This is a genomic window from Mycobacterium sp. 852002-40037_SCH5390672 (assembly GCF_001665875.1).
Classification (GTDB): Bacteria; Actinomycetota; Actinomycetes; order Mycobacteriales; family Mycobacteriaceae; genus Mycobacterium.
The window spans coordinates 64,648-77,108 of the sequence record NZ_LZTA01000128.1 but is presented as its reverse complement, the minus strand read 5'-3'; the positions used below and the strand labels follow the sequence as shown (position 1 = coordinate 77,108).

Here is a 12,461-nt window from a genome sequence, read left to right as displayed (position 1 = left end):
GCGGTCAGCCCCCAGGGCTAGGCGCTGAGATCGATGCGGTGAGCACCCTTGACGCCGTCATAACGGTCGGGGCTACAGGTGAGCACGATCACCTGCCCGTGGGTTCCCACGGTGTCGAACAACTCGCCCATCTTGGTCAACCGGTCCGGGTCGGTGAAACCGAGCGCGTCGTCGACCACCACCGGGACGGAATCCTCCTTGGCGACCAGGGCCGCGCCCGCCAGCCGGGCCAGGATGCCGAGCTGCTCCTTGGCGCCGCCGGACAAGGATTCGTATGGCACCGTGATGCCGTCCAGCGTGCGACTACGGATGCACAAGTCGCTGTCGATCTCGACCTCGAAACTCGGACCGAACACCGGGCGCCCCAGCCGCTGCAGTTCCGCACGATAGGGCTCGACGTAGCGACGCCGGGTGGTATCGCGGTGTCGCGTCATGACCGAGCGCAGCAGCAGCGCGGCCCGGGCGCGGCGGCCCACCTGGCTGTGTTCGGTGGCGGCGTGCTCGCGCTCTGTTTCCGCGGCGTCGAGCTTGCCTTGGCGTCCCTCACTGCCGAATACCGAGAGTTCGATGGTGATCTCGCGCAATGCGCGCGCGGCGTCTTCGTAGCTCTCCCGCAGCGAGTCGGCTTCTTTTGTGGCATCGGCCAATTCGCTCGCAACCGCATCCGGATCGGCCGCGGTGAGTGCGTCGGTGAGTTCGGTGACCCGTTGTTGAGCGGCCTGCGCCGCCCCCAGCGCCGCGTCCGCTGCGCCCGCCAGTTCCTCGTCGGCGGCCGATGCGCGCTCGGCGGCCACCCGGCCGGCGACGGCGTCCAGCTCGGCACGCTGAGTATCCAACGTGTTCTGCAGAACCGTTGCCCGCGTGGATAACTCGGCGAGACTGGTGGCCGCGGCGGTAGCGGCCTGACGACGGGCCTCGCATTCGCTCGACGCGTCCGCGCAAGCCTGAAGGACCGCGGCGAGTTCGGTGCGGGCGGCGCCGATGTCCATCAGCGAGGGATCGGCCTCGGCGGGGTGCTCGGCGCGCAGCTGCGCGAGCCGTGACCGCAGCTCGTCGATCTGCTCGTCACCGCACAGGCCGGCCAGCGTTGCGATGAGCTGATCTCGGGTGCTCTGCAGTTCGCGGCGACGTTGGTCGACGGATCGTGCGGAGGCCAGGTCGGTCACCTCACCGGCCGCCAGCGCCGCAGTCATCTCCTCTTGTGCCGCGGCGTGTTTGGCGTGAACGTCCAGCGTGGTCGCGCCCGGGGTCACCCGGGCGGCCAGGACGCCGGGGATCTCCACCGCGGTAGGTCCGGCGGCTGCGATCGACCAGCTCTGGCCGGCCGACAAGGAGATCTGCTGGCCGCCGACGATCAGTTGAATGTCTGCGGCGGCGGTGAATTCAATAGCCGCCGAGGTCATTGTCAACTGGTCGCCGGTGCGGTCGACGGCGACCGCCGCATCCTCGATTCTTCGCAGCACCGCCTCGGTGACGACGATCGTGGTGAGCTCGGCGCCGATTCGCTCGCGATCCCGCTCGATGGCATCGATCTTGGCCAGCCGGGCCGTCAACCGGTCGGCCTCTTCACGGTTGGCGAGCTGCTCGACCGTGCCCCGCGCGCATGCGGCCCGGCTTTGGAGCTCGGCGAGGGCCTCGGCGGCCTGCTGCAGCGCGGCGTCGGACGCTTCGGCTTCCGCACGCGCCGTCGCCAGGGTAGCCGCGACTTCGTGGGCCTGCGCTTGCGTTTCGGCGGCGGCCCCGGCGCGCGTGTCGATTTCGGTGAGCAGTTGCCGGCGTGCGGTGTGGGCGCCGCTCGCCGCGGCGGCGGTGGCGGCCCCGGCCTCGGCGACCAGCTGGGCTTCACGGCGCTGCGCGGTCAGCGCAGCGATCTTGTCGGCGGCTTCCTGTGCGGCAGCCACCCGCGGCCCGGCGGCGATGCGGCGCTGGGAGAAGTCGGCCACCTGCTGGGTCAACACGGCATGGCGAGCCACCCGGTCGTCGACCTCGGCGACCGCCGCCGCACACTCGGCGACCGCGGCCTCGGCATCGTCCAGCCGGGTGATCGCGGCGGCCCACTCGCCGGTCGGACGTCCGGTCGGGGTGAAGTAACGCCCGTATTCGGCATCGATGCGTTCGATGAGCAATGGCTCGGTGCCACACAGGCCCCCGCTGTCACCGGCGGCGACGTCAAGCGCGCGCGAGAGCGCGTCGCATCCGGACAGATCCACCGCGGCGGTCGACGCCGACTGCAGCACCCGTTGGGCGTGCCACAGGTCGCTGTCCACCGTCTCGGCCAGCATCGCGCGGACCCGCTCATGGGCTTCGTCGCCGGTCAGCTGTTCGCGGTATGGCTGGACCACCGTCAGCTCCGTCTCGCACTTCTTGTGAAACCGCTTGCGATACACGAATCGATAGGGGCCACAACTGATTTCGGCGGAGACCTCGGAACCCACGTCACTGTGGGTGGGCTTGACCTGCTTGACTTCTTTCTTCGTCGAGCGGTCCCGGGACTCCAGGAGCAGGTCCAGGGCTTCGATCATCGACGACTTGCCGATCTCGTTGGCGCCGCACACCACCACGACGCCGTGGTCGGGGAATTCGATGTCGCGGTGCGAGATTCCGCGGTAGTTGGTCAGGATCAGCCGGTGCAGCTTCACGCCGCGCCCCGGTCGGTGAGGCGTAGCAGAAGCGCCAGCGCCGCCTGCGCGTCGACGGCGGTCGCGGAATCCTCCTCGCGCGCCGTGGCCACCAGCTCCTCGACCGCCGCGGCGGCGAACCCTCCGATGCCAAGATCGCTGAATTCGCCATCGGCCGGGATCACCGCCAGGTCGGTGTGACGTTCCCACAGACCCAGCCACGCGAACAATCGCGCGTATTTGTCCAGGCAGGCGTCCAGCGCGGCACGGTCGGTGACCGTCAACGAACCGGTCAGCGCCAGGCGCACCACGGTTCGGTCCTTCTCGGTCATCAGGTCCAGGTTCATGTCGAGATCGGCGATGTCGCGGCTGCTGTCGACCTGGCGGTGCAGCGTGACAAACCGCCAGCTTCCGACGTGCCGCGCCGTCACGGACACCGCGCGTTGCGCGTCGGACTCGTCGATGTCGACGATCAGGACATGGCCGGGATCGGATTCCACGTCGTCGAAGTTGGTGACTTCCGGGGAGCCGGAGTACCACACCCGGCCGCTTCCGCCGACCTGGGTGAGCGAGTGCTTATCGCCGAGCGCCACATAGTGCACCGCGCCGCGGGCCAGCGCGGCGTCAACCTTGGCGAGCCGAATCAGCGAGGGCTTGTCCCGATCGGGATCCAGGACGTCGACCCCGCCGTGCGCGACGAGGATCCGGGTGACCGCGGCCGAAGGCAGGTCGTCGAGGACGTCGGCGACCAGGTCGGTGGTCGGCACCTTCGACCGCCAAGGCGCGGCAACGATCTCGAGTCCGGGACGCACCTGATGCACACCGGCCCGATCAAGCACTACCACGTTATCCGGACACTCGGAGGTGAACAGCACGCTGGTGTACACCGATGAGGCGTCCAGGGGATCGTGGTTGCCCGGCAGCAGGTACACCGGAATTCCGATGGCGCGCATGGCTTCCAGGGACTGCCCGATCACCTTCGGTGGAAGCTGATTGTGTTCGAAGACATCGCCCGAGACGACGACGAACTCGGCGCCCACTTCTGCCGCCAGCGCGCTCAGTCCGGCAACCGCATCGCGGCGGGCCGCTGAATAGCGCGGCTGCGCGTCGCCGGCGAGGAAGTGCCGGGTCATGCCCAGCTGCCAGTCGGCGGTGTGCAGGAATCGCATGCCCGCGACCCCCTTTCGAAGTGCGTGTTTACCAGGGCATCGCGAGTTTAGGTCTGCGCACCGACAAGACGCGGGACCTCGATCGGCAGGTCTTAATTCAAGAATTCCGGCGATCTCGGCCGGCTCTTGACCGAAGCGCCGAGTGGGAGCCGTTGCAAATTCCAAATCATTTGCGCGAGTGTGCATCTATGGCGATTGAGCCCCGAATTTTGTCGGTGGGTGCGGCTAGTTTGGCGGTGTGAGTCCAACTAACCAGCAGGATGTCGATGCGGTGTTCGACGCGCTTGATGCCGACTTGGATCGTGCCTGCGCGTTGTCGTTTGACGCGTTGAATACTCAGCAGCGACTTGCGCTGTTGGAGCGTTGCGAGAAGCTGCGCCGGCGGATACCGGCGATAGAGCATCCGCTGATCAACGCAGTTGCTCGCGACGCCACCCCGCAAGAAATCGGTGGCAAGCTGTCCCACGCGATCGCCGAGCGGAGCCTGATCAGCCGTGCCGAGGCGACCCGGCGCATCCGCGCGGCCGCCGATTTGGGGGCGCGGTGCGGGCTCACCGGTGAACCGCTACCGCCTGTCCTGGCGGCCACCGCCGCGGCCCAGCGCGTCGGCAAACTCGGCACCGAACAAGTCGCCGTGATCCGCACCTTCTACCACCAGCTGCCGGGCTGGGTCGACGCCACGACGCGTGCGCGGGCCGAAGCCGAGCTGGCGCACCAGGGCTGCGAGTTTCGCCCCGAACAGATCGCCGAGCTGGCCAGCATCTTGGCCCATTGCCTCAACCCCGACGGCACCTACCGTGACGAGGACCGCGCCCGCCGCCGAGGCCTGACCTTGGGTAACCAACAAGCCGACGGCATGTCGGAGTTGCGCGGCCTGCTGACCCCCGAAGCGCGCGCCACCCTGGAGGCGGTGCTGGCCAAATTGGCCGCCCCAGGCATGTGCAACCCCTTCGACGACGTTCCGTGCCTGGACGGCGCACCCACCCAAGAAGCTATCGAGCATGACCCGCGCTCAGCGAGCCAACGCAACCATGACGGGCTGCTGGCGGCCACGCGCAGCGTGTTGGCCTCCGGAGAGTTGGGCCAACACAATGGGTTACCGGCATCGATCATCGTCACCACGACGCTGCAGGAGCTGGAGGCCGCCGCCGGGCGCGGCCTGACCGGTGGCGGCACGATCTTGCCGATCAGCGACGTAATCCGCCTGGCGCGCCACGCCCATCACTATCTGGCCGTCTTCGACCACGGCAAACCGCTGGCGCTGTATCACACCAAACGGCTGGCCTCCCCGGGACAGCGAATAATCTTGTATGCCAAGGACCGTGGGTGCTCAGCTCCCGGCTGCACCGTGCCCGGCTACTACTGCGAAGTCCACCACGTCATCGACTACGCCGCCTGCCATACCACCGACGCCGACCAACTCACCTTCGCCTGCGGCCCCCATCACCGCCTGCTCAAACCCAGCGGCTGGCGCACCAAGAAAAGCGCCAGAGGCGATACCGAATGGATTCCGCCCCCGTGGCTGGACAGAGGCCAGTCGCGCACCAACACCTTCCGCCATCCGGAAAAACTGCTCGACGGCGACGGTGATGACGACAATGGCGACGACCACGCGGCGTAGCACTCCTGCTGCCGCACTGATTAATCTCATTTCTCGTGACCAGCCAGCGCACCTTGCTGTTGATGCGGCATGCGAAGTCCGATTACCCGCCCGGTGTCGCCGACCATGATCGGCCATTGGCGCCGCGCGGCATCAGACAGGCCGGGCTCGCCGGTGACTGGTTGCGCGCCCACGCGCCGACCATCGACGGCGTGCTGTGCTCCACAGCGACGCGCACCCGAGAGACGCTGCTGAACACGCGCATCGATGCGCCCGTGCGATACAGCGAGCACCTCTATGCCAGCACCCCCGGCACGATGATCGACGAGATCAATACGGTGGACGACGAGGTCAGCACGCTGCTCGTCATCGGACATGAGCCGACGATGTCGACCCTGGCGCTGGGTCTCGGCCGCGCGGGAGATACGAATACCGCTGCCGCCAAACGTATTTCGGCCAAGTTTCCGACGTCGGCGATCGCGGTGCTCACCGTCCCGGGCGCGTGGAAGCAGCTGGAACTCGGGGTGGCGACGCTGATCGACTTCGAGGTGCCGCGCTAGGTTTCGGCTTGCCCGACTCCTCCGCACCCGGCTAGGAGTTGGTGGCCAGCGTCAGCTCCATCAGCTTGATGGCCTGTCCGCACGCATCGATGCCCGGCGCCTGCGGGTTGATCCACCATCCGACCACTCCGGCGGCATCGCTGGCCACGCCGCACGCGCCGTTGGCGTCGTCGGGCCGCATCACGATCGAGTCGATGCCGGCGATCGAGCGCGTCTCGATCTTGTACTTCAAGAACTCCGCGACCTTGCGTTCGTTGGACAGACTGCCCTGCTCGAACCAGAACCGGGTGATGTCGATCAGACCGGCCGGGTTGGCCGCCTGCCAGCGGCAGATCGCACCGACGAATGTGCTCTGAATGTCGAGCGGATCTGCGCCGACGGTCTTGGCCAGAATATCGCTGGTCAAGACCTCACATTCCTTGAGCAGGTTCGGGTACTGCTGCTGGGAGTTGTTGTTGCGGGGCACATTGCCGCCCGCCTTGACCGCGTTGCCCCCAATCGAGCGGGAACACCCCGTCAGCACCAACAGCGCGGCGACCAGCACGGCTGCGGCGATGCGGGCAGTCCTTCCGCCGCGCGATCCGGCACGCATCGAGGCCATCATTTCGAGTTCGCAATCGACTGACGAGCCAGTTCTTTCGCTATGTCGCATGGCGGCGGGAACGGCTTCTGACTAAAACTGATTGACCACTCAATAAAGTCGTCCTGGAACTGAATGCCCACCTCGCACAGTGAGTCACCCAGGTTGGGCTCGTTGCCGATGGCGATGAAACCGCCATGGCCATTGATGTTGATGTCGTCGACGCTGGAGCGGGAGAGCTCCTCGGTCTTGCGTTCGCGTCCGATGGGGCTACCGCGATACCAGGAGAACGAGAAGTGCGGTCCGAGGATGCCGCCGCCCGCGAGCCACTGACACCCCACGGAGTTGCGGGCGGTGTTGATCAGCCCGGTCACCCTGGTGAGCTCAGCTACGGTCTGGTCGCTGATGCCGCCGCACTGCGGGAACATCGCACCGTGGTTGCCCTGGCCGTTCTGCGGCGTCGACGACTCCGTCGCTCCCGGTTTGTTGCCGCCGGAATCGGAGCAGGCCGCGACCGCGGGGATCAGGATCGTCAATGCTGACGCCACGAGAGCCAGCGCCCTCGTGTTACGTCGCACCGCTAGCCTGCTTCCGTTCCGCCCGCTGCTGGTCCACACGATGCACTGTAGCGGCAGCCCAGCGGGTCAACCACCGACGCGCCTGAGCAGGTATTTCGGGGCCGCCAACGAGTGTGGTGCGGACCGTGACCGTCCGGCGGTTGGCCGGGACGGCCGGGTCGACGGTATGCGACAGTTACCCAATGCTCCTGGCACTGCTGCGCCAGTACATCCAGCCGTACCGACGGCTGGTGGCGGTGCTGATGGTGCTGCAGCTGGTCAGCAATCTCGCGTCGCTGTATCTGCCGACGGTCAACGCCGCCATCATCGACGAGGGCGTCGCCAAGGGCGACACCACCACGATCGTCCGGCTCGGGATGGTGATGCTCGGGGTCACCGCACTGCAGGTGCTGTGCTCGGTGGGGGCGATCTATTTCGGCTCGCGCACCGGGATGGGCTTCGGTCGCGACCTGCGCGCGGCGCTGTTCGAACACGTCACCACATTTTCCGAGCGCGAGACCGCCCGATTCGGAGCGCCGACATTGTTGACGCGCAGCACCAACGACGTGCGGCAAATCCAGTACCTGGTCCAGATAGCCGGCACCGTGCTGGTGACGGCCCCGATCATGTGCGTCGGCGGGATCTTCATGGCCATCCGCCAGGAGGCCGCGCTGACGTGGCTGCTGTTGGTCAGCGTGCCGGTCATGGCGGTGGCCAACTACTGGGTGATGTCGCACATGCTGCCCCTGTTCCGCCGGATGCAGGCCTTGATCGACGGCATCAACCGGGTGACGCGTGACCAACTGGCCGGCGTCCGGGTTGTCCGGGCGTTCACCCGGGAAGGTTTCGAGCGTGACCGCTTCGCCCGCGCCAACACCGCGCTGTCGAATACCGCGCTGACCGCGGGCAACTGGCAGGCGTTGATGCTGCCGGTGACCACGCTGACCATCAACGTGTCCAGCGTCGCGCTGATCTGGTTCGGCGGGTTGCGCATCGACCGCGGCCAGATGCAGGTCGGCTCGTTGACCGCATTCCTGGCCTACTTCACCCAGATCCTGATGGCCGTGTTGATGGCGACGATGACGCTGGTGGTGTTGCCGCGAGCCTCGGTATGCGCCGAACGGATCACCGAGGTGCTCTCCACCCGCCCGGCCGTCACCGACCCCGCGAATCCGCGATCCCCGCGTGGTGCGATCACCGGAACAGTGCGTTTGGACGGCGCGACGTTCACCTACCCCGGCGCCGATCGCCCAGTGCTGCAGGGCATTTCACTGACGGCACAACCCGGCACCACCACCGCCATCGTCGGCGGCACCGGTTCGGGCAAGTCGACGCTGGTGTCGCTGATCTGCCGGCTCTACGACGTGACCGGCGGCGCTGTCTCGGTCGACGGCATCGACGTCCGCGATTACCAGACCGAACGCCTGTGGTCGGCGATCGGGCTGGTGCCCCAGCGCGGCTACCTGTTTTCCGGGACGGTCGCGGACAACCTGCGTTACGGCGCCGCGCCACACCAAATGGTCACCGACGAACAGATGTGGGAAGCGTTGCGGGTGGCCGCCGCCGACGATTTCGTGCGCGCCCACGATGACGGGCTGCAGATGCGGGTCGCCCAGGGCGGTATCAACTTCTCCGGCGGGCAGCGGCAACGGCTCGCCATCGCCCGGGCGGTCATCCGCCGGCCGGCCATCTATTTGTTCGACGACTCGTTCGCCGCGCTCGATGCGCGCACCGACGCGCGGGTCCGCGCCTCGCTCCAGGAGACTTCCGGCGAGGCCACCGTCATCGTTGTCACACAACGTATCTCGATCGCGTCCAAGGCCGACCAGGTGATCGTGATCGACAACGGGAGTCTGGTGGGCGCGGGCACGCACGAATCGCTGCTGGCCGATTGCACCACCTACGCCGAATTCGCCGACTCGCAGGCAGTCGGCGCCGTGCGATCGGGTCAACTCGGGGGCACGCCGTGACCCGCGCGACCACCGCGGCAGCCTACCGGTCAGCCCCGGTAACCCGTTCCCGTGACTTCTGGGGTTCGGCGGCCCGCCTGGTGAAACAGCTTGCGCCGCAACGACGGCTGTGCATCGCGGTGATCGCGTTAGGTATCACCGGCACGGCCATCGGGGTGATCGTCCCGCGAATCCTGGGGCATGCCACCGATTTACTGTTCAACGGTGTCATCGGGCGCCAGCTCCCGGCCGGAATCACCAAGGCGCAGGCCATCGCCGCGGCACGCAGCCGAGGGGCCAACACCTTCGCCGACTTGCTCTCCGGGATGCACGTGGTGCCGGGCCACGGCGTGGACTTCGAGGCGGTGGCACGAACGCTCACACTGGCACTGGCCCTCTATCTCGTTTCCGCACTGCTGATTTGGGCGCAGGCCCGGCTGCTCAACGTCACCGTGCAGCGCACCATGGTGGCGCTGCGTTCCGATGTCGAGGACAAGATTCACCGGTTGCCGTTGTCCTACTTCGATGGCCGCCAGCGGGGTGAACTGCTGAGCCGGGTCACCAACGACATCGACAACATCCAATCGTCGCTGTCGATGACCATCAGCCAGCTGCTGACATCGGTTCTGACCGTGGTGGCGGTACTGGTGATGATGCTGTCCATCTCACCGCTGCTGGTGGTGATCACCGTGCTGACGGTGCCGCTGTCGCTGTTGGCGACGCGGGCGATCGCGCGACGTTCCCAACGTCTGTTCGTCGCCCAATGGACCAGCATCGGACGCCTCAACGCCCACATCGAAGAGACCTACAGCGGTTTCACAGTGGTCACCACGTTCGGCCACCAGGCGGCGGCGCGCGAGCAGTTCCGCACGCTCAACGACAACGTCTACCGGGCCAGTTTCGGCGCTCAATTCTTCTCCGGGCTGGTGGCACCGGCAACGACCTTCATCGGCAACCTCGGCTACGTCGCCGTCGCCGTGGTCGGCGGCCTGCAGGTGGCCACCGGGCATATCACCCTGGGCAATATCCAGGCGTTCATTCAATATGTGCGGCAGTTCAACTCACCATTGAGTCAGCTGGCAGGGATGTACAACACCCTGCAATCCGGGGTGGCCAGCGTCGAGCGTGTCTTCACGCTGCTCGACGAACCCGAGGAAGCGCCGGATCCCGTGCCCGCCACCCAACACCGCCCCCCCGCCACGACCCCGCAGGCAGCTGGACGCGTCGAGTTCGCCCACGTGAGCTTCTCCTACCGCCCAGGCACGCCGGTGATCGAAGACCTGTCCATGGTGGCCGAACCGGGCAGCACGGTGGCGATCGTCGGACCCACCGGAGCGGGCAAAACCACGCTGGTGAATCTGCTGATGCGGTTCTATGACGTCGACGCCGGCCAGATCCTGCTCGACGGCGTGGACATCAACACGATGGATCGCCAGTCGCTGCGCTCGCGAATCGGCATGGTGCTGCAGGACACCTGGCTTTTCGAAGGGACGATCGCGGAGAACATCGCCTACGGACGTCCCGAGGCCGGCGAAGACGAGGTGCTCGAAGCCGCCAAGGCCGCCTACGTCGACGGGTTCGTCAGGACATTGCCGGCCGGCTACCAGACCCGGATCAGCGGCGACGGCGGCAACATCAGTGCCGGCGAAAAGCAACTCATCACCATCGCGCGCGCATTTCTTGCCCGCCCACAGTTGTTGATCCTGGACGAGGCCACCAGCTCGGTGGATACCCGCACCGAAGCCCTTATCCAGCAGGCCATGTGCGAACTGCGCCGCGATCGCACGAGTTTCATTATCGCGCACCGGCTTTCGACCATCCGCGATGCGGACCGCATTGTGGTGGTCGAGGCCGGCCGGATCGTCGAACAGGGCAATCACACTGAACTACTCGCCCGGCGCGGCACGTATTACGAGATGACACAGGCGTAACGCCGCGCGCCTGACGGGTGCATTGATAAGCGGCCGCGATCGCTACCAAGAAGTTATTGAGAAGACACCAAGGAACAAACGAGACGCTGGGATCGTCGTAATCTGACAGATCACCTGAAAGGGGTGGCAGCAATGTTTTCGCGCCACATCACCACAATGGCCACCACCGCCATCGCCACCGCCGCTATCGGGATTGCCGCTGTTAGCTTGGCCGGCACCGCTGCAGCCAGGGCTGTGCAGACCGGCGACGAGGCGTTTCTGAGCCAGATGCAAAGTCTCGGCGTCTCTTTCCCGTCGACCCAAGCGGCCGTTCAAGCGGGCCACCAGGTATGCACCGAATTGGCCGCCGGCCAAACACCGATCGCCGTCACCGTCCAAATCTTCCGTCACACAAGCCTGACTCCCCCGCAGGCGGCCAACGTGGTCGCCGCGGCGACCAAGGCCTACTGCCCGCAATTTTCCGGTCAGCCTGCCTAGGCAACCGACGGCGCACGAGGGGGGATTTCGCAAATCGAAATCCCCCCTCGGCCGCTTTGGAAAGAACGCACCCGACGACTCCAAGGATTCGTAGAGAAGTCAAATAGGCGGACATTCGAAGATCTTCTCAGCACCCGCCCGCAGCGAGATATGAGAAGAGGCCAATCGTGAACATCGCCAACATCGCCAAGACTCTGACCTTCGCGGTGGCCGCCGGCGCACTCGCGCTCGGCCTGGCAGCCCCGGCCGGCGCCGCGGCTTCCCAGCTCACGTACGGCGACCCGACTGCCGCCGCCCAGTTTTGGCGCCAGCAGCAGTACGACGACTGCGTGCTGATGTCGAGTGCCGACGTCATCGGTGAGATCACCGGCGTGCAGCCTTCGGAGCACGACATCATCGCAAAGGCGCAATCGACGCCCAGCGTCGTGCACCCCGGCCCGATCTACACCAAGCCCGCCGCCACCAGCAACCCGGAATCGGGCGACGGAGCAAACACGGCCGACATCCCCGCACTGCTCGCCCAGTACAAGGTCGGCGCCGTCCTCAGCGACAAGGACGACGTCGCACAGACCGGAACCCCGGCGGGAATCGTGGGACTCGAGCGGGCACTGGGCGGCGGTCACAAGGTGATCGTCAGCCTGAACGCCGAACTCATCTGGCACCAGCGCGTCGAAGACAAAGGCAAAGACGGCCGCCCGGAGTCCAACCACGCGGTGGTGGTCACCGGTGTAGACACCGCCGCCGGCATCGTTCACCTCAACGACAGCGGCACACCCGAAGGCCGTGACGAACAAATCCCCCTCGGCCTCTTCGTCGAGTCCTGGGAGACCAGCAACGAGTTGATGGTCGTCACCACTTAATCGGCGCCGGCGATTTGCCTCGCGCCGCGCGCAACGCCCAGGGGGTTGCGCGCGGCGCGAGGTATGTTGCGACGATGCAATTCAATTCGTACGAGGCTCTACTATCGCGCTGGGTACGAACACATTTCGGGCACCCGTTAGCACGGGGCAGTACCCCGCC

The 12,461-nt window shown here is 66.5% G+C and carries 10 protein-coding genes; 6 read left to right on the top strand and 4 right to left on the bottom strand.

Annotated features, from left to right (window positions below; all coding sequences use genetic code 11):
* Nucleotides 1–17: 17 nt before the first annotated feature.
* The gene (locus A5782_RS23150) at nucleotides 18–2,639 is read right to left on the bottom strand and encodes an ATP-binding protein (protein WP_067104444.1); all 2,622 of its coding nucleotides are present in this window, start codon (nucleotides 2,637–2,639) and stop codon (nucleotides 18–20) included.
* Nucleotides 2,636–3,787, bottom strand: coding sequence for an exonuclease SbcCD subunit D (locus A5782_RS23145; protein ID WP_067104443.1), 1,152 nt, complete (start codon nucleotides 3,785–3,787; stop codon nucleotides 2,636–2,638). The genes A5782_RS23150 and A5782_RS23145 overlap by 4 nt, the downstream gene beginning before the upstream one ends.
* A gap of 238 nt (nucleotides 3,788–4,025) precedes the next feature.
* On the opposite strand from A5782_RS23145, the gene A5782_RS23140 reads away from it, so the two are divergent.
* Both A5782_RS23140 and A5782_RS23135 read left to right on the top strand, forming a co-directional pair.
* The gene (locus A5782_RS23140) at nucleotides 4,026–5,408 is read left to right on the top strand and encodes an HNH endonuclease signature motif containing protein (RefSeq protein WP_067104442.1); all 1,383 of its coding nucleotides are present in this window, start codon (nucleotides 4,026–4,028) and stop codon (nucleotides 5,406–5,408) included.
* A 35-nt stretch (nucleotides 5,409–5,443) separates the two neighbouring features.
* Entirely contained in the window at nucleotides 5,444–5,947 is a 504-nt protein-coding gene (locus A5782_RS23135; RefSeq protein ID WP_067104438.1) for a histidine phosphatase family protein, read from the top strand.
* 31 nt (nucleotides 5,948–5,978) lie between these two features.
* Here the strand turns inward: A5782_RS23135 and A5782_RS23130 are convergent, their stop codons facing one another.
* Both A5782_RS23130 and A5782_RS23125 read right to left on the bottom strand, forming a co-directional pair.
* Entirely contained in the window at nucleotides 5,979–6,551 is a 573-nt protein-coding gene (locus A5782_RS23130) for a DUF3558 domain-containing protein (protein ID WP_197694324.1), read from the bottom strand.
* Nucleotides 6,548–7,105, bottom strand: coding sequence for a DUF3558 domain-containing protein (locus A5782_RS23125; protein ID WP_067104437.1), 558 nt, complete (start codon nucleotides 7,103–7,105; stop codon nucleotides 6,548–6,550). Before A5782_RS23125 ends, A5782_RS23130 begins: the two co-directional genes overlap by 4 nt.
* A gap of 182 nt (nucleotides 7,106–7,287) precedes the next feature.
* Between A5782_RS23125 and A5782_RS23120 the strand changes: the two genes are divergently transcribed.
* From A5782_RS23120 to A5782_RS23105, 4 genes are all read left to right on the top strand, one after another.
* Nucleotides 7,288–9,054, top strand: coding sequence for an ABC transporter ATP-binding protein (locus A5782_RS23120; protein WP_067104436.1), 1,767 nt, complete (start codon nucleotides 7,288–7,290; stop codon nucleotides 9,052–9,054).
* Nucleotides 9,051–10,964, top strand: coding sequence for an ABC transporter ATP-binding protein (locus A5782_RS23115; RefSeq protein ID WP_067104434.1), 1,914 nt, complete (start codon nucleotides 9,051–9,053; stop codon nucleotides 10,962–10,964). The genes A5782_RS23120 and A5782_RS23115 overlap by 4 nt, the downstream gene beginning before the upstream one ends.
* Before the next feature lie 132 nt (nucleotides 10,965–11,096).
* A complete protein-coding gene (locus tag A5782_RS23110) occupies nucleotides 11,097–11,441 on the top strand; it encodes a DUF732 domain-containing protein (RefSeq protein ID WP_067104433.1) in 345 nt (114 codons plus the stop codon).
* A gap of 167 nt (nucleotides 11,442–11,608) precedes the next feature.
* Nucleotides 11,609–12,301 (top strand): hypothetical protein, encoded by a 693-nt coding sequence (locus tag A5782_RS23105; RefSeq protein WP_156624069.1) that lies wholly within the window; start codon nucleotides 11,609–11,611, stop codon nucleotides 12,299–12,301.
* Nucleotides 12,302–12,461 lie beyond the last annotated feature (160 nt).

Excerpts from the sequence above, each read along its gene's own strand:
- A5782_RS23145 (WP_067104443.1), bottom strand. The coding sequence starts at position 3,787 with ATGCGATTCCTGCACACCGCCGACTGGCAGCTGGGCATGACCCGGCAC.
- A5782_RS23130 (WP_197694324.1), bottom strand. The coding sequence starts at position 6,551 with ATGATGGCCTCGATGCGTGCCGGATCGCGCGGCGGAAGGACTGCCCGC.
- A5782_RS23110 (WP_067104433.1), top strand. The coding sequence starts at position 11,097 with ATGTTTTCGCGCCACATCACCACAATGGCCACCACCGCCATCGCCACC.
- A5782_RS23120 (WP_067104436.1), top strand. The coding sequence starts at position 7,288 with ATGCTCCTGGCACTGCTGCGCCAGTACATCCAGCCGTACCGACGGCTG.